The organism is Sporomusa aerivorans, from assembly GCF_041428895.1.
In the GTDB taxonomy this organism is placed as follows: domain Bacteria; phylum Bacillota; class Negativicutes; order Sporomusales; family Sporomusaceae; genus Sporomusa; species Sporomusa aerivorans.
In genome coordinates this window covers 5,879,081-5,903,658 of sequence record NZ_CP156926.1, presented here as the reverse complement: position 1 = coordinate 5,903,658, position 24,578 = coordinate 5,879,081, and the positions used below count along the sequence as shown (strand labels likewise).

At 48.3% G+C, this 24,578-nt stretch carries 26 protein-coding genes; 22 read left to right on the top strand and 4 right to left on the bottom strand.

The genetic code is table 11. The features are described from left to right. Positions 1–22: 22 nt before the first annotated feature. From SATMO3_RS28025 to SATMO3_RS28015, 3 genes are read left to right on the top strand one after another with little or no spacing between them, the layout of a single operon-like run. Positions 23–2,206, top strand: a complete 2,184-nt coding sequence (locus tag SATMO3_RS28025) for a response regulator (RefSeq protein ID WP_371374138.1) — start codon at positions 23–25, stop codon at positions 2,204–2,206. A 21-nt stretch (positions 2,207–2,227) separates the two neighbouring features. Next, the gene (locus tag SATMO3_RS28020) at positions 2,228–3,877 is read left to right on the top strand and encodes a response regulator (RefSeq protein ID WP_371374135.1); all 1,650 of its coding nucleotides are present in this window, start codon (positions 2,228–2,230) and stop codon (positions 3,875–3,877) included. A 31-nt stretch (positions 3,878–3,908) separates the two neighbouring features. Continuing rightward, the gene (locus SATMO3_RS28015) at positions 3,909–4,286 is read left to right on the top strand and encodes a response regulator (protein ID WP_371374132.1); all 378 of its coding nucleotides are present in this window, start codon (positions 3,909–3,911) and stop codon (positions 4,284–4,286) included. Between the two features lie 90 nt (positions 4,287–4,376). Here SATMO3_RS28015 and SATMO3_RS28010 read toward each other — a convergent pair whose 3' ends face one another. Beyond that, on the bottom strand, positions 4,377–4,673 hold the full coding sequence (locus SATMO3_RS28010) for an SH3 domain-containing protein (protein WP_371374130.1): 297 nt from the start codon (positions 4,671–4,673) through the stop codon (positions 4,377–4,379). Positions 4,674–4,887: 214 nt separating this feature from the next. Here SATMO3_RS28010 and SATMO3_RS28005 point away from each other — a divergent pair, with 214 nt between their 5' ends. The 7 genes from SATMO3_RS28005 to SATMO3_RS27975 all read left to right on the top strand — a co-directional run bounded on the left by SATMO3_RS28005 (position 4,888) and on the right by SATMO3_RS27975 (position 9,966). Next, a complete protein-coding gene (locus SATMO3_RS28005) occupies positions 4,888–5,178 on the top strand; it encodes a hypothetical protein (RefSeq protein ID WP_371374127.1) in 291 nt (96 codons plus the stop codon). Between the two features lie 41 nt (positions 5,179–5,219). Next, positions 5,220–5,786, top strand: a complete 567-nt coding sequence (locus tag SATMO3_RS28000) for a DUF2284 domain-containing protein (RefSeq protein WP_371374124.1) — start codon at positions 5,220–5,222, stop codon at positions 5,784–5,786. A gap of 50 nt (positions 5,787–5,836) precedes the next feature. After that, positions 5,837–6,415 (top strand): ECF transporter S component, encoded by a 579-nt coding sequence (locus SATMO3_RS27995; protein ID WP_371374122.1) that lies wholly within the window; start codon positions 5,837–5,839, stop codon positions 6,413–6,415. Between the two features lie 18 nt (positions 6,416–6,433). Then, positions 6,434–6,667: a DUF1653 domain-containing protein gene (locus tag SATMO3_RS27990; RefSeq protein ID WP_371374118.1), complete on the top strand. Its 234-nt coding sequence runs from the start codon at positions 6,434–6,436 to the stop codon at positions 6,665–6,667. A gap of 185 nt (positions 6,668–6,852) precedes the next feature. After that, positions 6,853–7,824, top strand: coding sequence for a tripartite tricarboxylate transporter substrate binding protein (locus SATMO3_RS27985; protein WP_371374116.1), 972 nt, complete (start codon positions 6,853–6,855; stop codon positions 7,822–7,824). A 174-nt stretch (positions 7,825–7,998) separates the two neighbouring features. Then, a complete protein-coding gene (locus SATMO3_RS27980; protein WP_371374113.1) occupies positions 7,999–8,448 on the top strand; it encodes a tripartite tricarboxylate transporter TctB family protein in 450 nt (149 codons plus the stop codon). Positions 8,449–8,460: 12 nt separating this feature from the next. Continuing rightward, a complete protein-coding gene (locus tag SATMO3_RS27975) occupies positions 8,461–9,966 on the top strand; it encodes a tripartite tricarboxylate transporter permease (protein ID WP_371374111.1) in 1,506 nt (501 codons plus the stop codon). 66 nt (positions 9,967–10,032) lie between these two features. On the opposite strand, the gene SATMO3_RS27970 is transcribed toward SATMO3_RS27975, so the two are convergent. Together SATMO3_RS27970 and SATMO3_RS27965 are read right to left on the bottom strand one after the other, a co-directional pair. Beyond that, positions 10,033–10,590, bottom strand: a complete 558-nt coding sequence (locus tag SATMO3_RS27970; protein ID WP_371374109.1) for a guanylate kinase — start codon at positions 10,588–10,590, stop codon at positions 10,033–10,035. Between the two features lie 20 nt (positions 10,591–10,610). Beyond that, a complete protein-coding gene (locus tag SATMO3_RS27965) occupies positions 10,611–10,799 on the bottom strand; it encodes a YjfB family protein (protein ID WP_371374106.1) in 189 nt (62 codons plus the stop codon). 336 nt (positions 10,800–11,135) lie between these two features. Here SATMO3_RS27965 and SATMO3_RS27960 point away from each other — a divergent pair, with 336 nt between their 5' ends. The 4 genes from SATMO3_RS27960 to SATMO3_RS27945 all read left to right on the top strand — a co-directional run bounded on the left by SATMO3_RS27960 (position 11,136) and on the right by SATMO3_RS27945 (position 14,965). Then, a complete protein-coding gene (locus tag SATMO3_RS27960; protein ID WP_371374104.1) occupies positions 11,136–11,783 on the top strand; it encodes a bifunctional 4-hydroxy-2-oxoglutarate aldolase/2-dehydro-3-deoxy-phosphogluconate aldolase in 648 nt (215 codons plus the stop codon). 32 nt (positions 11,784–11,815) lie between these two features. Then, the gene (locus tag SATMO3_RS27955) at positions 11,816–12,838 is read left to right on the top strand and encodes a PfkB family carbohydrate kinase (RefSeq protein ID WP_371374102.1); all 1,023 of its coding nucleotides are present in this window, start codon (positions 11,816–11,818) and stop codon (positions 12,836–12,838) included. Next, the gene (locus SATMO3_RS27950) at positions 12,813–13,859 is read left to right on the top strand and encodes a LacI family DNA-binding transcriptional regulator (RefSeq protein WP_371381814.1); all 1,047 of its coding nucleotides are present in this window, start codon (positions 12,813–12,815) and stop codon (positions 13,857–13,859) included. Before SATMO3_RS27955 ends, SATMO3_RS27950 begins: the two co-directional genes overlap by 26 nt. Before the next feature lie 344 nt (positions 13,860–14,203). Then, a complete protein-coding gene (locus SATMO3_RS27945) occupies positions 14,204–14,965 on the top strand; it encodes a ThiF family adenylyltransferase (RefSeq protein ID WP_371381813.1) in 762 nt (253 codons plus the stop codon). A 164-nt stretch (positions 14,966–15,129) separates the two neighbouring features. Here SATMO3_RS27945 and SATMO3_RS27940 read toward each other — a convergent pair whose 3' ends face one another. Then, a complete protein-coding gene (locus SATMO3_RS27940; RefSeq protein ID WP_371374100.1) occupies positions 15,130–15,321 on the bottom strand; it encodes a hypothetical protein in 192 nt (63 codons plus the stop codon). Positions 15,322–15,897: 576 nt separating this feature from the next. On the opposite strand from SATMO3_RS27940, the gene nifH reads away from it, so the two are divergent. The 8 genes from nifH to nifB all read left to right on the top strand — a co-directional run bounded on the left by nifH (position 15,898) and on the right by nifB (position 24,561). Continuing rightward, a complete protein-coding gene (nifH, locus tag SATMO3_RS27935; RefSeq protein WP_371374097.1) occupies positions 15,898–16,725 on the top strand; it encodes a nitrogenase iron protein in 828 nt (275 codons plus the stop codon). Positions 16,726–16,755: 30 nt separating this feature from the next. Next, the gene (locus SATMO3_RS27930) at positions 16,756–17,082 is read left to right on the top strand and encodes a P-II family nitrogen regulator (RefSeq protein WP_371374095.1); all 327 of its coding nucleotides are present in this window, start codon (positions 16,756–16,758) and stop codon (positions 17,080–17,082) included. Positions 17,083–17,097: 15 nt separating this feature from the next. Continuing rightward, positions 17,098–17,505: a P-II family nitrogen regulator gene (locus tag SATMO3_RS27925; RefSeq protein WP_371374093.1), complete on the top strand. Its 408-nt coding sequence runs from the start codon at positions 17,098–17,100 to the stop codon at positions 17,503–17,505. Positions 17,506–17,531: 26 nt separating this feature from the next. Beyond that, positions 17,532–19,145, top strand: a complete 1,614-nt coding sequence (nifD, locus tag SATMO3_RS27920) for a nitrogenase molybdenum-iron protein alpha chain (RefSeq protein ID WP_371374090.1) — start codon at positions 17,532–17,534, stop codon at positions 19,143–19,145. Position 19,146: 1 nt separating this feature from the next. After that, positions 19,147–20,535: a nitrogenase molybdenum-iron protein subunit beta gene (gene nifK, locus SATMO3_RS27915; RefSeq protein ID WP_371374087.1), complete on the top strand. Its 1,389-nt coding sequence runs from the start codon at positions 19,147–19,149 to the stop codon at positions 20,533–20,535. 70 nt (positions 20,536–20,605) lie between these two features. Next, positions 20,606–21,961, top strand: coding sequence for a nitrogenase iron-molybdenum cofactor biosynthesis protein NifE (gene nifE / locus SATMO3_RS27910; protein ID WP_371374084.1), 1,356 nt, complete (start codon positions 20,606–20,608; stop codon positions 21,959–21,961). Between the two features lies 1 nt (position 21,962). Then, positions 21,963–23,342 (top strand): nitrogenase component 1, encoded by a 1,380-nt coding sequence (locus SATMO3_RS27905; protein ID WP_371374081.1) that lies wholly within the window; start codon positions 21,963–21,965, stop codon positions 23,340–23,342. Continuing rightward, entirely contained in the window at positions 23,320–24,561 is a 1,242-nt protein-coding gene (gene nifB / locus SATMO3_RS27900; RefSeq protein ID WP_371374079.1) for a nitrogenase cofactor biosynthesis protein NifB, read from the top strand. The genes SATMO3_RS27905 and nifB overlap by 23 nt, the downstream gene beginning before the upstream one ends. Positions 24,562–24,578: the final 17 nt, after the last annotated feature.

The window sequence follows — 24,578 nt, the reverse complement described above, 5'->3', positions numbered from 1 at the left end:
GGAAGGAGGCGGATGAGGCGTCATGGCACTTGATATAAAAACTCTTTTGGTGCGCTTTGCCGCAGAAGCCGCCAAACATTGCGACCTGATTGAAAAAGAATTACTGGCGCTTGAAGCGGACGGCTTTGCTAAAGAGCGCCTTGATGCCGTATTCCGTGCGGCCCACACTATGAAGGGCGCCGCACGAATGCTGAAGCTGACAGTAGTTTCTGAAGTGGCTCACCACATGGAAGATGTTTTGGAATCGCTTCGCGATGGACAGAACGTTCTTACCCGTGAAATAACCGACCTTTTGTTAAAGAGTGTGGACGTTCTCCGGCAACTGATTGCTGATATTGCCGCCGGCACACCTTTGCCGGCCACGCTGCCGCCGGTTTGCTCCGAGCTTGCTCAATTGCTTACTGTGGCCAAGGAGCAGGTATCGGACCCCGTGCCTGGAAAAATTCCGCTTGGCGAAGACCACACCCCGGAAGGGAAAAGGGAACCGTCTGTCATAGAGCATGGTTATGTGCAGATTCGCTCTGAGCGGCTGGATGAGCTAATCCAGTTGATGGGAGAAATGGTTTCTTTTCAATACAGGAAAAAGCAGCAAGCGCAGCTGATGCGGGATATTGTCCGCTTATCGGCAGCCAGTCTGGAGTTGGTATCCCGCCCGAACTATAATCTGGAGCAGGCGGAAAAGAAACGTATAGAGTGGGCGGATACGTTAGCCGCTATGCACAGCCAGCTCAGGAAGCTGCAGGATTCATTGAGGAATGACACTGTGATCGAAAACCTGCTCACGACTGACTTGCAGGAACGCTCACTAAAGATACGCATGCTGCCAATTGCCACTGTTTTTGACAAACTTACCCGTGTGATTCGGGACCTGGCTCACGCTACCGGCAAAGAGGTTGAGTTTCTGACAGAGGGTGGCGATACTGAGCTTGACCGCAAAATTATTGAGCAGTTGGGAGATTGCCTGCTGCATATGATCCGGAATGCAGTCGACCATGGTATCGAGTTGCCGGAAGACAGGATAAGAGCCGGGAAAAACCGGCGGGGAATTATCCGGCTGATAGCCGCTTATGATTCCGGGGGAGTTACGATCACCCTTAGAGACGATGGGGCAGGCATTGCAGTGGAGCATATAAAAAAGGTCGCTATTCATAAGCGGCTGATAAAGGAAGAGGCAGTCGAGACACTAACGGAAAAAGAATTACTGGATTTAATCTTTGCGCCGGGTTTTAGTACAAGCGCCATTATTACTGATATATCCGGGCGTGGGGTCGGCATGAATGTCGTCAGGAAAACCATTACCGAAGATCTTAAGGGAGCGGTGAAAATCCAGACACACGCAGGCTTAGGGACAGCTTTTAGTCTTAAGGTCCCGATTACTTTAGCCCTTTCGCGCATGCTGATGGTTGCGGCGGCCGAGCATACCTTCGCTATTCCCGCCTATTCGGTGCAGGAAGTTATTATGGTAGCTGACGACCAAGCTATTGATGTTGTCGGCAAACCTGCATTACGCATACGGGAACAGCTTGTCCCGATCGCGGAACTTGAGGTTATACTGGGATGCCCGCAGGCCAAGCAGCGGGGGCGCAAAGAGTTGCTGGTTGTTATACTGGCTTCAGGCGCCGACCGGCTGGGAATTGTTGTAGATGCTGTCGTGAGTGAAGCTGACATGGTTATAAAATCCTTGCCGTCGGCGATTAAGCATAGCACACTGGTTTCAGGCTTTACCATTGGCAGCAATGACGAAATTATTAGCGTACTTGGTGTTGCGGCGCTTATGCAGCAAGCCCGCGAAAACAAGGCTGCTACCGCCAAACCTGCAGGAACAGCCGCTCTGAAGCAGCGCAAAACCATCCTGGTGGTGGATGACTCCGCCAATACCCGGGATATCGTAAAAAGTATTCTGGAATCGTATGGCTACCAGGTAGAGTTAGCCGAAGACGGGATGGCGGCCCTTGAAAAAACCGGCAGGAAAGTTTATGATGCTGTTATAACTGACGTAGAGATGCCCAATCTGGATGGTTTCAGTTTAACTGCCCATTTGCGCCAGGATGAACGGTACCGGCAGATCCCGGTAATTATTGTCACCTCCCGGGAAAAGGCCGAAGATAAGCGGCGCGGCATTCAGGTTGGTGCAAGTGCCTATATAGTGAAAGGCGCCTTTGATCAAAACAATCTTATCGAGACGGTTCAGAATGTTATCGGCTAGTATATTTGTGAGGGATGTGTAATGTCCGAAAAAAAGAGTTCAATCGGCGAGCGTATAAAATTGCTGCAAGAGGCCTATATCCGTGAGCTTCCTGAAAAAATCGGGACAATGGACTACACTTGGCAGGAACTTGTAGCAACAAAAAAACTGGACAAATACATCGCAGGCCTTATACGGTCTTTTCATTCGATGGCGGGAACGGCCAGTTCATTCGGATATACCAGACTGGGAGAGCATGCTTATACCGGTGAGCGTATACTTAAGGATGTCTTAAATTCCCGGCGGATATCTGTAGAAACCCAAAATGCCATGCAGGCTTGTATACAAGCTATGAAAGCAACGCTCCAGGCAATGGCGGCGCCTGATGGCGGCCAGTATGAACTGGAGACGTTGCCGGCGAGGCGAGAGGGCGGCAGCCAGCCGCGCAAGACGGTAATCATGGTGGATGATGATGAACATTTCCTGGAAGGGCTGGCATTTCAGCTGGAATGTTTCGGTTATGAGGTTTTTAAATTTCACAAACTTAAGGAAGCGGAAGAAGCTTTGCCAAATTTAGACCCGGCCGGTATCGTGATGGATATGGTGTTTCCTGAAGGAGATGTGGCCGGGGCATTTGCCGTCAAACGGCTGCGGGCCATGAAGGATTACCACATTCCGGTCGTATTCTTGTCCAGACGTAATGATATTCACTCCCGGTTGGCCGCCGTAAAGGCCGGGAGTGATGCCTATTTCTTAAAACCGGTTCGCCCCACCGACCTTATTGATAAACTGGATCAGCTGACCAGAAAAGAAGAGCCTGCACCCTGCCGGGTTTTAATTATTGACGATGATCCGAGTATGGCCGAATATCATGCTGCTTTGCTGGAACAAAACGGCATGAAAACCCTAACGTTGAGGGACTCGCTAAAAGTTCTGGATTATTTAAGTGTTTTTAATCCTGATTTAATTTTGCTGGATCTAAATATGCCGGAATGCAATGGTTACGAGCTTGCCAAGGTTATACGCCAGGTACCTGCGTATTTTCGCATTCCTATTGTATTTCTTTCGGGAGAAAAGAATCTTGCGCTACAGATGCAGGCTATGGCCACCGGTGGTGATGATTTTATAACGAAGCCGGTTCAACCGGAGCATTTTATTTGTTCTGTGCGGCTTAGGGCTGAACGGATGCGTCTGCTGCGCCAGTATATGGAACGGGATGGTTTAAGCGGTTTATATAATCACTCCGTCATGAAGCAGTATATTGAAAGGCTGTTTCTGCAAGCGCTGCGCAGCGATACGCCTCTGAGTCTGGCTATTATTGATTTGGATTGCTTCAAAGATATTAATGACACATATGGGCATGTTGCCGGAGATCTGGTAATTCTGGGTATTTCCCGGCTGTTGGAGCAGCGTCTGCGCAGTACAGATATTATCGGCCGGATGGGTGGCGAGGAGTTTGCTGTCATAATGCCTGATACGCCGGTTGCAACCGCTTATCAAGTAATGGAGGAAATACGGACGAAGTTTGAGGGAATCTGCCACGAATCGGTGAATGGAACATTCCATGCTACGTTCAGCTGCGGACTTGCGGGTTTTCCCCGCTATACCGACGCCACCGGCTTGTATAATGCGGCCGATAAGGCTTTGTATAAGGCTAAAGATTTAGGCAGGAACCGGATCTGTACAGGGTAGTACCCCATACCGGTGAAAAATGAGGTGTTAGATGTTGGGAAAAAAGTTACTGCTGATTGAAGATGACAGTTTTATGCGTGAAATGATAACTCTGGTCTTAGAGTCCGAGGATTATGAAGTAACCGGCGCCGGGGACGGTAGAGGGGCTTTGCGGCTGCTTAAAGACAGCGGCGGTTATGATGCCGTCATATCAGATATGTATTTGCCGGATACAGACGGACTGGAGCTCTTTGCCCAAATTAACGCGCTCCAGCCTGAACTGGCTTTTTTACTGCTGACAAGTGAGACTGATGAGACCATTGTCCGGAAAGCAACAGGCCTGGGAATTAGTTATATCTTAAAAGATGAAAACTATGCCGAAGCTATCCTGTCTGCATTAAGGCAATCATGCACGCGGCCAAACGGGTGAAATGATTTCCTGATTGAATAACGGCTTGCGCTTTGCCCAAGGCTCAGCGCAAGCCGTATTTTCTTTAGCCAGTTACTTTAACTTGTCACGCTACCAATGCTTGGTCTCTATGCTGGGATCGCGCGGACTCAAATATTTAAATATAATCCAGCCGTGCGTTCCCTTGTGATCCACTTCCCAGTACTGACCGTCTGCGGATTTGGTATGGACCTTAACAACATCGCCCCGTTTTAACACGGCAAGAACCGTTGCGGAATCTGTCGGTTCAGAATAAATTTTTACCTTGTCCGTGTTGGTTACAGCGGAAAAAACGGCCTGAGCCGGCAGGACGGTGCATGCAGTCAGTAATAAAAGAAAAAACGCGGTTACAAGCTGTACTTTTTTCATGGAAAATTCCCCCGCAGTATTAGGATAGTAGAAAATAGATTCCACATGTAAATGCTAAACTCCTATCTTTGCCGATGCTTATATTTGAAGATTATTATTTTTAAAATGTAGGGATTTCGCATTTGGCTACGAATAAATATATTCTATACGGAATTGCTAAATCAAGGATACCGATCACCTATTACCCTAAAGAGCCAAAAGGCAGGAGGCGACGATGGACCCGATAGAAGACTATAAGTATTTGCTTGCGCTGCATATGCGTGATATTAGTAAGCGTTTCGGTTTGCTGTATTATGATGTGCTCAGAGGTAAAATGCCGGCTGAGGTCCAAAGTGTATATGCCGAGGGCTTGTCCCGGGTGTTTGAATATATGAATCTTCGGCATGGATTGGAAATGACCGATGTTATGGCCGTACATGAGACGATAATGGAAATCGTACTTGCTGAATTTGTTGCGGCCGCATTAAGTAATGAGGATGCGGACAGCTCCCATATCCTGCATTAAGCAAAGTGCTCCCGGCAAAACTTTTGTAAGGGATGATAGATATGTCTTTAACAGGCAAACTACAAAAGATAGTACTGTTCGCCGATAAGGCCAGGGAAAGGGGCTGCACCACAGCGGAACTGATGCTGGCCAAAGAACTGGCGGTGGATGACCGTGTCCGGCTGAAATGCCGCCTAAACACCTGCGGCAATTACGGCCGCAATCTGATGTGCCCGCCGCATGTTCCTGAACTGGCGGAGGCTGCCCGCATTTTTAACAGGTATACATTTGCTTTGGTAATGCAGGTTACTTCGCCTATGCCCGGCACTGATTACCGGGAAGTATATACCAAGCTTAAGAATCAATTTAATGAAATTATCACGGCTCTGGAAAAAGATGCATTTCGCCAGGGGTTTACGCTGGCAACAGGTTTTTCCGGCGGCAATTGTACAATATGTGAAATTTGTGCCGGTCAGGAGGAGGCTTCCTGCTGCCGTTTTCCCGAGAAGGCACGTCCGTCCATGGAAGCATTTGGGCTGGATGTGGGGGCTGTGTGCCGGCACCTGGGGTTACCGGCTGATTTTGTCCCGGGGGAAATAACCCTGACGGGGTTGCTGCTTCTCGACTAAGCTTATATATTGAGTTACACTAATGAGATCCCGGAGGAGGCAAACATTCATTGCAGACAAAAATGGCCTATATAACACGCATCGCAGTTCTGGCCAGCGCTGCCGCGATCTTAATGGTGCTGGAGTTACCGGTTATTCTTATGCCTGGCTTTTTAAAACTTGATTTTAGTGATATCCCGGCTATCATCGGCGCTTTTGCACTGGGACCGCTGGCCGGCTGCCTGATTGTACTTATTAAGAATTTCATCCATCTCAGCAGTACCCAGACAGCAGGGATCGGGGAGATGGCCAATTTTTTCGTAGGCGCTTTTTTTGTTGTGCCGGCAGCTTTTATTTACCGGTATAAAAAGAACCGGTCAGGGGCCATGCTGGCCATGCTGGCCGGGACGCTGACTATGACGCTGGCGGCTGCGGTCCTAAATTACTGGGTATTACTGCCTTTGTATCAGGCCGCATTACATTTCCCGCCCGAGGCCATAATCAAGTTGGGTAGTATGGCCAATCCGCTGATTGTTGATTTAAAAACATTTATCGTCTTTGCTATTGTTCCCTTTAACTTGCTGAAAGGGGCTCTGGTTTCGATAATAACTTTGCTGGTATATAAAAAATTATCCCCCATATTGCATTAGGCGCAAAGGAGACAAGCCATGACAGACGCAGCGTACAAGGTAAAACCCGGTATATACCGCCATTATAAAGGCAAACAGTATCACGTAGTTGGGGAAGCTATCCATAGTGAAACCCTGGAGCCCATGATAGTCTACCGGGCGCTCTATGGTGAGTTTAAATTATGGGTGCGGCCCAGGGCGATGTTTTGTGAGAAAGTGGTAATTGCTGGCCAGGAAGTGCCGCGGTTTAAACTGGAGATAGAGGTTGACTAATTAATACTAAAATAAAGCAAAAAAACAATAAATTCTGTAGGTTGATAAAACATATTAAATATAGTAAACTGGGACTGGAATTAACTGGGTGAACATTCGGAATCCACCATAAAAATGTACTGGGAATGCGCACCCAGCAGCAAAATTGTCGGAATATAAAAAAAATAGATGGGAGAGAGAATGGCATGAAAAAGTGGTTATCCCTGGTCTTGGCGTCCTTGCTGGTTATTTCACTGGCTGTTACCGGCTGTAGCAGCCAAACCGCCACAAAGGATGAGGTAAAATATCCTACTAAGCCGATTGAAATTATTGTTCCGTTTGCAGCCGGCGGTGGTACGGATGCTGTTGGCCGCGCTTTTGCTGAAGCTTTGAAAGGCGTTTTAGGTCAGGATGTTGTTGTTGTTAACAAAACTGGCGGCGGCGGCGCTGTAGGTATGGCCGAGGGCCTAAAAGCCAAGCCGGACGGCTATACGTTAACCATGGTGACCCGTGAAATTGTTTCTTTGCCCTTACAAGGACAGGCTCCCTTTAAAACTTTCGATTTCAGGCTCATCGGCAATGTGAATACCGATCCAACCGTAATTGTCGTATCGACAAACTCCAAATACAAAACAATTGAAGATTTGCTGGCAGATCTAAAGGCTAATCCCGGTAAGCTCAATTTTGCCGCTTCGGTAACTCCAAATTTTTATGCTATTCAGTTTACACAGGCTGCGAATGTAACCTTTGTTACTGTTCCTTTCCAGGGGGCGGCACCTGCTATCACAGAAATTCTGGGTGGACGGGCTGATTTTGGAATTTATGGCCCCGGTGAAGTTAAGGCGCAAATCGACGCCGGCAAGCTGCGCCCGCTGGCTGTTATGGCCGACAAACGCTTTGAAGGCTTAAAGGATGTTCCGACCCTTAAAGAAAAGGGAATTGACGCCTCAACCGGCACATACCGGGGTATCGCCGTTCCTCCGCAAACACCTGACGCTGTTGCTAAGAAATTAGAGGATGCAGCGGCCAAAGCCGTAAAAGATCCTAAGTTTGTGGAATTCATGAATAAGTCATTCTTAGGTATTGATTATAAGAATGCCGCTGATTACAAACAATTCCTTGAACAGGACGTAAAAATCCTGGAGCCAGTTATCGAGGCCGGTAAAAAGAAACAATAGTATGGTGAGAGCGAGGAGCCGATCTTCGCTCTCCTTTTATCAAAAACTGACGGTATAGGAAATCCAATAAAGATTTTTGGAAACAGGGTATTAAGTACGTTTGGTCTAATCTCATTGAATGCTATAGAGAGTTATGAGGCTAAGCTCCTGCATTGCAAGAAAGGTTGTGTTTGCGTGAAAAAAGCCGGAGTATGGGCAGGTGTAATCCTGTTGGTGTATGCCGTGACTATTTTTTACCAGTCGCTGTCACTCGACTACTCTACCCGGCTGGGACCTGGTCCTGGCTTCTTTCCGTTGTGGCTGAGCGGAATTTTAACAGTTCTTGCGCTTGTTTATATCTTCGAAGCCTTTAAGAAAGATACTGTTTTACTTAGTGACATTTTGCCCGGAGGACAAGCCGGCAAAAGTATATTAGCTACCTTGGCTGGCCTTATTCTGTTTCCGGCGGTTGTATCGATCCTGGGATTTGTGATATCCTCGGCAATGCTATTATTTATTATGTTTGTCCGTGATTATAAGTGGTATACCGCGCTGGGGATTTCAGTGGGTTTATCGCTTGTATTGCTGGTTGTATTTCAGTCGCTGCTGGGAGTGTCACTTCCTGTCAACGATTATGGCTGGTGAGGGGAGAAGACAATGGATGTATTTATGCCTTTGCTGCAAGGTTTCGATATTGCCATGGGTGGCTGGAATCTTTTGTATTGCCTGATCGGAGTTACCATAGGTATGCTTGTGGGTGTTTTGCCGGGGCTAGGTCCTACCACAGGCACTGCCTTATTGCTGCCAATCACCTTTTCCATGGACCCGATACCTGCAATTATAATGCTCTCCGGTATTTATTACGGTTCACTGTATGGCGGGACGGTAACTTCCGTACTTATAAATACACCGGGTGAAGCGGCCTCGGTAACCACTTGTTTTGATGGATATCCCATGGCCAGACAGGGACGTGCCGGTACAGCGCTGGGGGTCGCCGGCATCGGTTCGTTTATCGGCGGTACGATTGCCATTATAGGCTTGGTGTTTATCGGACCGCCGCTTGCTGAATTCGCTTTGAAATTCGGACCGCCGGAATTTTTCGCGCTTATGATTTTGGGACTGGTCCTGGTAGTAGGATTAATGGGAAAATCGATAGTTCGCGGCACTATTGCCGCAGTAGTAGGTTTAACCTTGTCCCTTATTGGTATGGACCCGATTTCCGGTACGTTACGGTTCACTTTCGGCGAGCCGCATCTTATGGAAGGTTTCGATTTTGTTACAATTGCCATGGGCCTATTTGGCATATCCGAAGTATTATTAGGGTTAGAGACCGCGGCGCACACCGGCAAGCCCCCCAAAGTGGGTAAACTGCTGCCTGAACGCGAGGAATGGCGACCCACACTAATGGCCATAGCCAGAGGAACCGGACTGGGGTGCCTGACAGGTCTGATCCCCGGTTCGAATGCCGTTATACCTTCTATTCTGTCGTATACGCTGGAGAAAAAGCTGGCTAAGGATCCGTCCCGTTTCGGCCAGGGAGCTATCGAGGGGGTGGCCGGACCGGAGACGGCGAATAACGCCTACTGTGGGGCTGCGCTAATCCCGCTTTTCACGATGGGCATTCCTAGTTCGCCAACAATTGCCGTTTTGTTTGGCGCTTTTATTATGCACGGTCTCACGCCTGGACCGGCCCTGTTTCAGAGCAATCCCCAATTTGTCTGGGCAGTAATCGCCAGCATGTTCATCGGGAATTTTATGCTGCTTATAATGAATTTACCGATGGCCGGCATGTGGGGGAAGATCGCTACCGTTCCATCCCGGATACTTTATCCGGTTATTGTAATTATCTCGGTACTAGGGGCTTATAGTGTCAGCGGCAGTGTATGGGATATTTGGGTTATGATATTCTTTGGCGTTGCCGGATACATCATGAAGAAGATTGATATTCCCATGGCCCCTGTAGTGCTTACCTTCGTGCTGGGGAAAATGATTGAAAGCTCATTGCTGCAGTCTTTAATGTACTTTAAAGGTGATTTTCTGGGCTTTTTTACCCGGCCTATTGCCGGAAGTATGCTTGTAGTTGCTATAATTCTCTTGGTTGCCGGCATTGTGGCAGGTATGAAGAATAAACGCAGCATGCTGGCAGATGACTTTGAAGTATAATTGGTTACCTGTAAACCGGCATAAGAAGACCGCCAGGCGATACCTGGCGGTCTTTTCACATTGCTCTCAGTCAATCTTTGGCGGCAGAGCCGCTTTGCCAATAATAGCTAGTACCTGTCGTACGGCAACTTCCAGTGAACCATCATTTTTTACGACATAATTAGCCGATTGCCAGTTGTTAAATTCACCGGTAGTTTTGGCATATTCAATCCTGCGGTTGATTAGATCGTTATCGTCACCGCGCTCCAGCATGCGGCCGACCACGGTATCCTGATCCACCATAATGAAAATAGATTCAACCCGGTCGGCTAAGAGTTTTTTGAGTTGGGTAAGTCCCTGTGTTTCAACGGCTACTGTGCTAACCGGATGTTTTTTTACTTTATCAAGTACTTCGGCTTTACTTAGTCCGTACAGGTTGCCGGAGTATTCCACCCGTTCGATCAATTCATTTTTCTGAAAGTCTTCTTTGCCGACAAAATAATAATGAACACCGTGTATTTCGCCAAGTCTCGGTTTCCTGGTAGTGTGGCTGACTATCTCCGGCACGCCATACTGGGCAAGCTCCCTTAAGATGCTGGTTTTTCCCGAAGCTGGCGGACCAATTAGCGCATAAACTTTGTTCATAACTCCTCCACAATAGCGTTTTAGACAGATATGTCAATGTTGTTGCCTAGATGAGCCGGCGACGCAGGGGGAGCTATAGTAGACATGAGCTGCAGCAAGTCCTGACTTTGCTCGGCGCTTGTATCCATGACTTTTTTCATGACCAGAATACTGGCAGTATTACAAAGCTGTCCCTGTGAGAGTCCGGTGGCAAGTGCGGCAATATCCATAATATATGCCTCCTGTACTTCTTATAAATTTTTTACCTGCCGAGGAAATGTTCGGTCAATTTGGATTAAATGTACTAGTATCCTATATATCGGGAAAAACTACCTTAAGCTTAAATTGTGTGGTGCTGAAACCTTCTACAGCCAACCGTCTGGGCATCTTGACCGCTTTTTATCGTAGGCGCCAGGATCGGGAAGCAGTCTGCGGAAGCGTTGCTAAATAATTAATATTTTTATGCTTAGTAAAGCAGGAATATTAAGAAAAATAGCTAATATAAGCATTTAGAAAGCTTGTAAACCGGTTTCCTAAATCGGTTTACAAAGGAGAGGATGATAAGAATGATACCAAAATTAAATGTTTTGCAAAAGATTATGGATTCCGGTGTTGTCGCAGTTGTCCGGGCGGAAAGCTCGGAGCAGGCTGTTAAAATTGCCGATGCCTGCCTCAAAGGCGGCGTAGCGGCTATTGAGATTACCTTTACCGTACCTGGTGCTGCCGATGTAATCAAGGATCTCGCCGCAACGTATAAAAACGGCGAGATTATTATTGGCGCCGGCACTGTGCTGGACTCTGAAACCGCCCGTGTTGCCATTTTAGCTGGCGCACAGTATATTGTCAGTCCCTCGTTCAACGCCGAAACCGTAAAATTGTGCAACCGTTATCAAGTGCCCATCATGGCTGGCTGCATGACTATCAAAGAAGTGGTCGAAGCCATGGAGGCCGGTACCGACATTATTAAATTGTTCCCTGGTGAAGCGTTGGGGGCTTCGTTCGTGAAGGCGCTTAAAGGTCCGCTGCCGCAGGCTCCGGTTATGCCGACAGGCGGTGTCAGCCTGGATAATGTAGCCGACTGGATCAAAGCCGGCTGTGTGGCAGTCGGTGTGGGCGGCAATTTGACCGCCGGCGCCAAGAAGGGCGACTACGAGTCCATCACTGAAATCGGCAAACAGTTTATTGAAAAGGTGCGTCAGGCCCGCGGTAAGTAATTATTAATTAAAATATAAGAGGTGTATAATCGGTGAAAAAAGTAGTATGCTTTGGTGAAATTATGCTTCGTTTGGCCCCGGTAGGATACCAGCGTTTTGAACAGACTCCCAGCTTTGAAGCTGTATACGGCGGCGGCGAGGCCAATGTATGTGTATCTTTGGCCAACTATGGGGAAGAGGCTGTATTTGTAACCAAGGTTCCGAATAATCCCATTGGCCAGGCGGCCGTTAATGAGATGCGCCGCTATGGCGTGGATACCCGTCATATGATCCGGGAAGGGGAACGGCTGGGTATTTACTTCTGTGAAAAGGGTGCTTCCCAGCGGCCTTCGAAAGTAGTGTATGACCGTGCCCATTCGGCTATTTCTGCGGCTAAAAAAGAAGATTTTGACTGGAAGAAAATCTTTGCAGGAGCCACCTGGTTCCATTTTACCGGCATTACCCCCGCTCTGGGCGACAGTGTAGCCGAGTGCGTGCTGGACGCTTGCAAAGCAGCCAAAGAAGCCGGTCTGACCGTAAGCTGCGACCTTAATTTCCGCAAAAATTTGTGGACCAGTGAAAAATCCGGTAAAGTGATGGCTCAGTTTATGCCCTATGTTGACGTTTGTATTGCTAATGAAGAGGATGCGGAAAAAGTATTCGGAATTCATGCGGCCAATACTGACATTACCGGCGGCAAACTCAGTCACGAAGGCTATAAGGATGTGGCAAAACAGCTTAAAGAACGTTTTGGCTTTAAGGCAGTTGCCATTACCCTGCGCGGCAGTATTTCCGCTTCTGATAACAATTGGGCGGCCATGCTTTACAAAGACGGCGAGTTTTATTTCTCCCGCAACTATGCCATTCACATTATAGACCGCGTGGGCGGCGGTGATTCCTTTGGCGGCGGTTTGATTTACGCGATGATGAATAATTATTCCAACGCCGATGCGCTGGAATTCGCGGTAGCTGCTTCCTGCCTCAAACACACCATTGAGGGCGACCATAACCACGTATCTGTCAGCGAAGTCAAAGCGTTGATGGGTGGCGATGGTTCAGGACGCGTACAGCGCTAAGCCTATGCCTGTCACGATTGCTGAGGTTGCCAGAAAAGCCGGTGTTTCCAAGAGCACAATATCCAGATATCTAAACGGCCTATATGACCACATGGGGGCTGATACCCGGGAACGAATCTCCCAGGTTATTGCCGAACTGGATTACAGGCCTAACGCATTGGCCCGCAGCCTCAAGCAAAAGCGCACCTATACGGTAGGCGCCATTGTGGCCAATATCCTCAACCCTTTTTCTACCAGTATTATCAGAGGTATTGAAGACACGCTGAAGGCTGCCGGTTTTAACCTGATTTTGTGTAATGCCGACGATGACCCGGCTAAAGAACGCGATTATATTACGATGTTGGCGGATAAGCAAATTGATGGCCTGATTATCAATACAACAGGCTGCAATAATGATTTGATTGCGCAGGTTAACCGGAATACGCCAGTTGTTCTTATTGACCGGAAGGTGCCTGAGATTCAGGTTGATACCGTGACGGTTGACAGCGCCAAAGGCGTACGCCAGGCTATAGATCATATGGTTAGCCTGGGTCACCGGCGGATTGCCATGTTTACTCTGCCATATGACCATGTCAGTCCACGGCTGGAGCGGGTGCAGGCCTATCAGGCCGCAGTAGCCGAACATGGGCTGGATTTCAGGGAAGAATGGCTGGTGCAGACAGATATAGAGGAGGTTTCCATTACAGCCAAGCTACAGCATATATTGGCGCTTGGCGACAAGGCCGGCAAGCCGACAGGTATTTTTTGCGCTAATAACCTGATTACCATGTCGGTGGTTAAGGTGCTCAAAAAACTTGGCCTGGCTGTTCCAGCCGATGTTGCTGTGCTGGGGTTTGATGACTGGGAATGGGCTGAGCTTATTGAACCCCCGGTGACCGTTGTAGCCCAACCGGTATACGAAATGGGAAATAAGGCGGCCACACTGCTGATAAAACGCCTTACAGCAGGACGGCCGCCGAAAAAGCCGGCTACCATTATGTTTGAGCCCGAGTTAATCAGGCGCAAATCTTGCGGTGAATAGACAGCAGCCAAACCTGGTAACCCAGGTTTGGCTGTTTTTTAATGCACTATATGAAAGAGAGCAAGTTTGTTTTTTCTTTAAATAGCAGGGTCTAAATTTTTGCCAGCTTCATATACTGTTTAATGCGGTACTAATTAAGGAGGTGGCAAAATGCTAGTGCATATTCAGTGTGGAGCCGTTATGGCGGTTGATCAGGAAGGCAATCATATTTGTCCAAAGTGCGGTAAAGTAATTAGACCGCGCGTTTCCCGCAAGTAGGGAGACGACTTATTGACGGTTCTGGGGAATTTTGTTAAACTATGTTATTGCAACAGACAAAAATGATTAAAGGTAAAGGTGAAAATATGCTGCATGAATTTTCCCGGACGGAACTGTTAATAGGCGAAACGGGCCTGAAAAAGCTGGCACAAAGCAAAGTGGCTGTTTTTGGCATCGGTGGCGTAGGTACGTTTGTAGTGGAAGGTTTGGTGCGTTCGGGGATTGGCAAGTTTGTCCTGGTGGATGATGATTGTATCTGCCTGACAAATATTAACCGGCAGCTGCATGCTACCAGGAAGACAATCGGCAAGCCTAAGGTTGAGGTCATGCGGGACCGCATTCTGGAAATTAATCCAAAGGCGGAGGTAACCATTTTCCAGGCGTTTTACATGCCTGATAACGCTGAGGGATTAATTGCCGATGACTATACGTATATTGTCGATGCCATCGATACAGTAACCGCCAAGCTTGACCTGATACTAAAGGCCAAAGCCAGGAATATCCCCGTCATTTCGGCGATGGGAGCCGGCAACAAACTGGATCCGACCCGATTTGAGGTTGCCGATATTTTCAGCACTTCGGTGTGTCCCCTGGCTAAAGTGATGCGCCAAGAGCTGCGCAAGCGCGGCGTAACTTCGCTTAAGGTCGTTTATTCCAGGGAAGAGCCGCTCACGCCTGTAGAAACTGAGAATTCAAGTTGCAGTGTCAATTGTGTGTGCCCGCAGGGAACTACGCGCAAATGCACGGCACGCCGGCAGATTCCCGGCAGTATCGCCTTTGTACCCTCGGTTGCCGGCCTGATTATTGCCGGTGAGGTAATTAAGGATATTGTTTTTGGTAAAATCTAAAGCTAATACGGCTTGCGCAGTTTTGACGAAAGCAGATAAAGAAAATAAAACTTGTGTGAGCCTTGGTGAAGGTGGAAGCCAATGTTGTCCTTATACGGGCAAAAATTATACTATTTATCAGGATAAAAAAATCTTTATGGGTGTAATACCCATAAAGATTTTTTCTACTTATTGGCGCGTTTTTGATTATATGTTTCCCAGGCGGTCATTACCTTTTGACGGGAGAAATCCAGACGTTTGGCGGTTACCTTTTTGCCGTCTCTGTCATTTTCGGCAGAAAGGTCGTAAAGGGTGTTATTCAAAGTAGCCACAATAGCTGCCAGTAGTTCGTGCACTTCGTCTTTCGGTGTTTCCATGGCTAGGCCTCCATTCTTGGTTATCAGCAATATGCCCAATTGACAGACTGATAGTTTATCTAAAATTATAGCGGGATATTCCGAGGAATGCAACAAACAACATGAGATAATAAAAATTGCGGAAAACTTAATTTTCTGAAATTATTCCGGGGTATTGCGGGAGATTTATATCTGTGCTATAGTTGTTTCATCAGATAATGATTACAGCAATGAAGCTATGGCGCAGAACTTTCTGCCCATGGCTTTTGTATTTTTTAAGACATTTGAGCATTATCTGGGAAACATGTTAATTAACAAAATAGGATTAGAAGCAATGAGGCTTACCGCATCTACCAAGGCGGTAAGCCCTTGTCTTTTTCTGGGTCATTTAAGGAGGTGAGTAATTTTACGAGTTATAATAAATGGCTTCACGTGTACTCGCGATACTCGTGAAGCCGTCGGCAAATCGCATTCCCCAAGTGGCGGCAAGGGTTTATTGACATGCCTATCTTCATTATATTCGATGAATCAACTTTTTTCAACAATAACCCGGCAAGCCAGACTATCTCATTCATGAAAAAAAGGGAGGAAATTTTTATGAGACAGGTTGCTATTTATGGTAAAGGCGGTATTGGCAAATCCACTACTACACAAAACACGGTGGCGGCATTGGCTGAGGCTGGGAACAATATTATGGTTGTCGGCTGCGATCCGAAGGCTGATTCCACCCGGTTATTACTGAATGGCTTGTGCCAAAAGACAGTACTTGATACCCTTCGTGATGAAGGCGATGATATCGAACTTGATGATATTTTGAAACCAGGCTATAAGAATACCCGTTGCGTTGAATCCGGCGGTCCGGAGCCAGGTGTTGGTTGTGCCGGTCGTGGCATTATCACCTCCATTAACATGCTGGAATCCCTCGGCGCTTATACTGATGAACTTGACTATGTATTTTATGACGTACTCGGTGATGTTGTTTGCGGCGGATTTGCCATGCCGATCCGTGAAGGTAAAGCCGAAGAAATATATATTGTAGCTTCCGGCGAATTGATGGCCTTATATGCAGCCAACAACATTGCCAAAGGTATTCAAAAATATGCCACATCCGGTAAAGTTCGCCTTGGCGGCATCATTTGCAACAGCCGTAAAGTTGACAATGAACTCCCGCTCCTACAAGCTTTTGCGGAGGAACTCGGCTCCCAGCTTATTCACTTTGTACCGCGTGACAATCTGGTACAACGCGCTGAAATCAACAAAAAGACAGTTATCGACTTTGATCCGGAAGCTAACCAGGCTAATGAGTACCGCGCTTTGGCCAATGCCATTCATAATAACAAAATGTTTGTTATTCCGAAGCCTATGACCCAGGACCGTCTGGAAGAACTTATGATGCAGCACGGTTTCCTTGATGCCATTGCCTAAGCCAATAGCGAAAATGAAGGAGTGAGTATTGTGATATTAATCAGAGCTATTATTAGACCGGAAAAGAAAGACGAAGTGCTGGCGGCATTATCGGAAGCCGGATTTAATGCGGTTACGGTTGTTGACGTTGTTGGCCGGGGTAAGCAAAAGGGCATCAAAATCGGCGGCGTTGTGTATGATGAAATTCCTAAAACCCTCCTGTTAATGGCGGTACGGGCCGAATATAAGCAGGAAATCATTAAGGTAATTATGGATTCGGCTAAATCAGGTGAAAAAGGAGCCTATGGTGACGGCAAGATTTTCGTCAGCCCGGTTTCAGAAGTATATACCGTATCTAGCGGCATGAAAGAACTGTAAAAGGAGGGCTGCACCATGAAAGAAATTCTCGCCATCGTGCGTATGAATAAAACAAGTGCCACCAAGAAAGCCTTGGTTGAGGCCGGTGTAGCCGGCTTTACCGCCTTTAAGGTCAGCGGACGGGGTGCATTGGTTGATGACCCGGCTGTTGTCGCTGAGCGGAAAGCCAAAATGATGGCGCTGGCCGGAGCCGATGAGCCGGATGCAGAAACACTGATCGACGGTTTTTTGGATGGTCACCGGCTGTTTCCCCGCCGGTTATTCACCATCCTGGCTCATGATGAAGATGTCCCCAAAATTATCGAGGCAATAATGGCTGTCAATCGGACCGAGCATAAAGTAGGAGACGGAAAAATCATTGTTATGCCCATGCTTGACGCTATTCGGGTTCGTACCGGCGAAGCCGGCGAAGATGCAGTATAAGAGCAGAAGTAAAGGGGGTAAGCAGCATGGCTGTTACTGAAAAAGAGTTACAGGAAATTCTTGATCAATATCCGTCCAAAGTCCAGAAAAACCGCAAGAAGCATATTCTCATCAAGGACGGAGAGCAACCAGACCAAATCATTGAAGCGAATACAAGGACCATTCCTGGTATCATTACCAATCGCGGCTGTGCCTACGCAGGCTGTAAAGGCGTTGTGCTTGGCCCGCTGAAAGACATGGTTCATATCACCCACGGCCCTATCGGCTGTGCATATTATACCTGGGGTACCCGCCGTAATAAGGCTAAATCGGATGATCCTACCCAGAACTTTATCAATTATAGTTTTTCAACTGACATGCAGGAAAGCGATATTGTGTTTGGTGGCGAAAAGAAACTGGCTCGCGTTATTGACGAGGTTGTGGAAATCTTCCATCCCAAAGCTATCACCGTTTCCGCCACTTGCCCGGTAGGTCTCATTGGCGACGATTTGGGAGCAGTGTCCAGAGCAGCCGAGGCAAGGCACGGTATTCCGGTACTTTCTTTTAGCTGCGAAGGCTATAAAGGCGTTAGCCAGTCAGCCGGCCACCATATCGCCAATAATATCCTTATGGACCGGGTTATTGGTGCCAGTGAACTCGAAGAGGCGCCCGGCAAGTATCCTATCAATATTTTAGGCGAATATAACATTGGCGGCGACAGCTGGGAAATTGAACGTACTTTGAAAGAAATCGGCTATACCATTGTCTCGGTTATGACCGGTGACGGTTCTTATGCAGAACTTAAAAACGCCCATACCGCTGAGCTTAACCTGGTACAGTGCCACCGTTCCATTAACTATATTGCTGAAATGCTGGAAACTAAATACGGCACACCCTGGCTCAAAGTTAACTTTATCGGTATGAACGGCATGTGCGAGTCGCTCCGGAATATGGCTGCTTACTTTGGTGACGAAGCTCTTATTCAAAAGACGGAAGAAGTAATTTCCCGGGAATTGGCGCGTATTGAGCCGCTTATGGATCAATATAAAAAAATATGTGAGGGTAAAACTGCATTCTGCTTTGTGGGAGGTTCCCGCGGTCACCACTATCAGGGTCTGTTTGGTGAACTGGGTATTGAGACCGTGCTTGCCGGCTATGAGTTTGCCCACCGGGATGATTACGAAGGACGTCAGGTTATTCCCACCATCAAACCCGATGCCGACAGTAAAAATATCCCTGAGCTCCATGTGACTGCCGATGAACGGAGGTTCCGTCTCAAGGTATCGCCGGAAAAAATGGAGGAGCTTAAAAAGAAAATTCCTCTTAGCTACTATGCCGGCATGAATCCCGAAATGAAGGACGGCAGTATCATCGTCGACGACCTCAATCACTTTGAGACCGAAGAGTTTATTAAAATCTTAAAACCCGATATTTTTGCTTCCGGGATTAAAGATAAATATGTTATTCAAAAAATGGGCATTCCCGCCAAGCAGCTGCACTCGTATGACTATAGCGGACCCTACGCCGGCTTTAACGGTGCGGTAAATTTCGCCAGGGATGTAAGCATGGGATTTGCTTCACCCACTTGGAACTTTATTGTTCCCCCCTGGCAGGATGAACCACTGTTATCTGGTACTGTAAATGAGGAAGGAGTGGCCTAACATGCTGGACTGCACACCAAAAGAACTAAAAGAACATAAAAGTGGCGGCGTAATCAATCCCGCGAAAACCTGTCAGCCTATTGGGGCCATGTATGCAGCTCTCGGGATTCATCGCTGCCTGCCGCACAGTCACGGCTCGCAAGGTTGCTGCTCATTTCACCGGATGCATCTGTCCCGGCATTTCCGGGAGCCGGCCATGGCTTCCACCTCCAGTTTTACTGAAGGTGCCTCAGTTTTTGGCGGCGGCGCCAACTTAAAGACAGCTATCAAAAATGTATTTACCATCTACAATCCGGATGTCATGGCCGTGCACACCACCTGCCTGACCGAGACAATCGGTGATGATATTCCCAGTATTATCAAATCCTCTGAGATTCCGGAAGGCAAACTGGTTATTCATGCCAACACACCAAGCTATCAGGGGTCTCATATCACCGGTTTTTCCAATATGACCAAAGGAATGGTAAGCTATTTGGCCGAAGCAACCTCACCGGTTAAAAAAGAGCAGGTAAACCTTATACCCGGGTTTGTTAATCCCGGCGACATGCGGGAAATCAAACGCATAGTAAAAGCTATGGGCATTAAGTTTGTCATGTTCCCTGATACCTCAGGCGTTATGGATTCACCAATGACAGGCAAGTTTGACATGTATCCCAAGGGCGGAGCGACTGTAGCACAGATCAAAGACAGCGGCAATTCCAAGCTTACTTTGGCACTGGGGCGTTTTGCTTCCAGCGATGCAGCTGATTTGCTGTCGAAAAAATGCCAGGTACCGGCCACTGTTCTTAAAACACCCATTGGGATTAAAGCCACTGATGCTATGCTTATGTCCTTGCGCCGGGCTTTTGCCCAGGAAGTTCCTGCTGAGCTGGAAGAAGAGCGCGGACAACTGGTCGATATTATGACCGATACGCATTTCCATTTCCACGGCAAGCAGGTAGGTATTTTCGGTGATCCCGATGTTGTTACCGGCCTGACTGAGCTTGTACTAAGTCTGGGCATGAAACCCATTCATGTTTTGACAGGCACGCCGGGAGGTGCCCTCGGTTCCGGTATGGGCAGCTTTGAAGAAGATATAGAAACCATGCTCGAACCCATGGGTATCAAGGCTAACATCAAAGCCGGCGGTGACTTGTTCACCTTCCACCAATGGATTAAAAATGAACCGGTTGATCTCATAATCGGCAATACCTATGGCAAATTTATCGCCAGGGCTGAAGATATACCGTTAGTAAGAGTAGGCTTCCCGGTTCTGGATCGCAGTGTGCACTCGTACCTGCCCATTGTCGGTTACCGTGGTGCCATGCGTCTCATCGAAAGTATTAGCGGCGCGTTGCTCGACAGAGCAGACCGGGATGCCACTGACGAAGATTTTGAATTAGTTATGTAAAAAACGGCGGGTGCTGTCTTGGCATACCGCCTGTGCGAGAAGGGCATACAAAGAGCAGGAGGTGAAACAAATGAGCGAGACGGCTGCAGCCATTAACGAACGGGACGATTTTATCGCCACCAAGGGACGGCGTAAAAACACCATAAAATGTGATGCCGACAGTATTGCCGGCTGTGTCAGTCAGCGGGCCTGCGTGTACTGCGGCGCCAGGGTTGTCTTGAATCCGGTCACCGATGCCATTCATCTGGTGCATGGGCCGATTGGCTGCGCCAATTACACCTGGGATATCCGCGGCAGCCTGTCCAGCGGTTCTGAACTATACCGCAACAGTTTTTCGACAGATCTGCGTGAACAGGACGTTATCTTTGGCGGTGAAAAGAAACTGGCCAGAATTATTGATGAACTTGTAGCTCAATACAAGTCCAAACTGGTCTTTGTGTATTCAACCTGCATAGTCGGTGTCATTGGCGACGATCTTTCAGCCGTCTGCAAGGCGGCGGCGAGCCGTCACAACATTGAGGTTATACCGGTGGAATCCAGTGGTTTTATCGGTAATAAGTCGGCTGGCTACCGGGCAGCCTGTGAGGCGCTTTTAAAGTTGATTGACCCGGTTGACCGGCGCGAAGCGGCGGCCAGCCGGAAGATTAACTATCTGGGAGACTTTAATCTGGCAGGCGAGGCCTGGATAATTAAAAATTACCTTGCGCAAATGGGGATTGAGGTAAATACCGTTTTTACCGGCGACTCCACCAGCGCTACCATTAAGGGCGCGGCTAAGGCTTCTTTAAATATTGTCCAGTGCGCCGGTTCCATGAATTACCTTGCCGGTAAACTGCAGGAACTGTACGGTATACCCTACACGCAGGTTTCTTTCGTAGGAGTCGAAGATACAGCCAAATCACTGCGGGATATTGCTGATGCAATGGGCGGCGGCGAATATAGGGCCAGAGCCGAAGTGCTGATCCGCCGGGAGACAGACCGGGTAATGCCTGTCATTAACAAGTACCGGGAAAAGCTGGCCGGCAAAAGAGCAGCCGTCTATGTTGGCGGTGGCTTTAAAGCCATCTCGCTTATTAAGCAATTCCGCGAAATCGGTATTGAAGTATGTATGATCGGTACTCAGACCGGACGTCGTGAAGAGTATGAGATCATTCATGATCTGGTTACTGACGGCACTGTCATTTTGGATGATGCCAACCCGGCAGAGCTGGAACGGTTTATGACCAGCCAGGGGGCGCATCTTCTGGTTGGCGGCGTAAAGGAAAGACCGCTGGCCTACAAGCTGGGTATTGCTTTCATTGACCATAACCATGATCGCAAACATCCGTTAAGCGGCTATGACGGAGCCATCAATTTCGCTAAAGAAGTGTACTCTACCGTTTGTTCCCCGGTCTGGAAATATACTGCTTCCTTAGGAGGTGACTGATATGGAAAATCCCTGTCATATGTGTATGCCGATGGGCGGGATTCTTGCACTCAAAGGCATTGAAAGGGCTATGGTCATTGTCCACGGCTCGCAGGGTTGCAGCACCTACATGCGGCGGCACATAGCCGAACATTTTAATGAGCCGATTGACGTCGGCTCCTCATCCCTAAATGAGAAGGGAACGGTCTACGGCGGGGAAGCCAACCTGCGCAAGGCAATTGACAACATTACCCGTGTGTACCAGCCAGGCTTAATCGGGGTTGTGACCACTTGTCTGGCCGAAACTATCGGCGAGGACATTGCCAGGATAGTCAGCGATTACCGCCGGGAAAATAATTTGGCCACTCCTATCATAACGGCCAATACGCCTGGTTATGGCGGCAGCCACAGCGAAGGTTACTGGCTGACGGTGAGAAAACTTGTCGAAACCTTAGCCACCGAGGCAGAGCGTCATAACAAAGTAAATGTTTTTGTCCCCAATATCAGCCCGGCAGATATCCGCGAGCTTAAACGCCTGCTCACGGCCATGGATATCGAGTTCACCATGTGCCCGGATATCTCCGATACGCTGGATCGTCCCTATCTTTCCACCTATAACAAGTTGTCGGAGGATGGTACTCCCGTCGCCGACATCTGCCGCATGAGCGGAGCCCGGGCAACCATTGAACTGGGAGTAACCGTTCCCGGGAGTGTTTCGCCGGGAAAATATCTTGCCGATACCTTCGGGGTGCCGCTCTACACTGTGCCCATTCCGATAGGCATTGAAAATACCGACGTCTTTATGGCGGCGCTGGAGGCCATCAGCGGCAAGAAGCGGCCGGTCGATATTGAGACCGAGCGTGGGCGGCTCATAGACGCCATGATTGACTCGCATAAATATAATTTTTACGGCCGCAGCGCTATTTTCGGCGATCCGGAGCTGGTTTACGCCGTAACCAGGACTTGTCTGGAAAATGGTGTTCGACCGGTTGTGGTAACAGGCGATAAGGGGGGCCTGGCAGCTAAGCTGCTACCCCAAAATGAGCTGACGGCAGAAACGGTTGTGTTGTCAGACCCTGATTTTAGTTTGGTTCAGCAGCAGGCTCTGGCAGGAGAGGCTAACATTGCGATTGGTCATTCAGACGGGCGGTTTCTTACCGAACGTAATGATATTCCGTTGGTGCGGCTGGGATTTCCCATTCATGACCGGGTGGGCGGCCAACGGCTGCTGTCGGTGGGGTATATCGGTACCGCTCTTTTCTTAGACCGGATTACCAACACGCTGCTTGAAAACAAATATAAAGATTACCGTAAAAATATGTACGAGAAATATTTTGTTGAACCGCAAAATGAACTTCAGGAAAGGGGGTGGCCGCTCTATGTCGAGCGTGCTAACCGATAAACATCCTTGTTTTTCCGCCCATGCCCAGCACCAATACGCCCGCATGCATCTGCCGGTAGCTCCCAAGTGCAATATTAGCTGTAATTACTGTAGCCGCAAGTTCGACTGTGTGAACGAAAGCCGCCCAGGTGTAACCAGTGAGGTGTTGTCGCCAGCAGAAGCCCTGCTGAAATTTGAACGGGTGAAGCATGAGATTCCCAATTTAAGTGTAGTTGGGATCGCCGGTCCTGGCGATGCTCTGGCCAATTGGCCGGAAACCCGTGGCACTATAGAACTCATTAAAAAAGCAGATCCCGGCGTGTTAATTTGTTTGTCAACAAATGGCTTGTTACTACCTGAATACGCGCCTGAACTGGTTAAATTTGGCGTGCGCCATGTAACCGTGACTGTCAACTGTACTGACCCGGCGGTTGGAGCTCAAATATATGGTAGTATTAATTATCAGGGTAAGCGCTATACAGGCGCCGAAGGTTCTGAGCTTCTGCTTAACAATCAGCAGGAAGGTATTATGTATCTGTCCGGTCATGGCGTGAGTATTAAAGTTAATATCGTCATGATCAAAATGGTGAATGACTGGCACGTGCCTGATGTAGTGAAGCGCGTCAAGCAGCTGGGCGCTACTATGACCAATATCATGCCGTTTATTCCGGCTCCAGGCAGTGTATTCTCCGGTTTGCCGCAAACCAATATGCGGGATGTAACCGCGGTCCGGACCGCCTGTGCCGGTGATTTGAAACAGATGAGCCATTGCCGGCAGTGCCGGGCGGACGCCATTGGACTTTTGGGTGAAGATCGCTCCAACGAATTTAGAAGCTGTGCCCAACACGTTGAACCGGTTGAGCACAAACCAGTACCTTTTGTAGCTCATCACAAAATTGCAGTTACCAGCAAATATGGCAAGCTGGTAGATTTGCATTTTGGTCAGGCTGAAGAATTCCTAATCTATCAGGTTAATGGCAACCGTTATGAACTCTTAGAAACACGCCGTCTGGAGAAATACTGCGCCGGCAACATTGAGTGTGAATCCGAAGACAACCGGCGGGAAGCTATACTGGCTGCACTGGCCGACTGTGACGCCGTACTTACCATGCGGATCGGCTATCAGGCGCAAAAACGGCTGTTAAAGAGGGGGATAATGTCGGTAGAATATTGCTATACAGTGGAGAGTGGAATTTTATATACTGTCAAGCAGCTGGAGTTAAAGGCTGCGGCCGGTTAGGCGCAAAGGAGGAAATA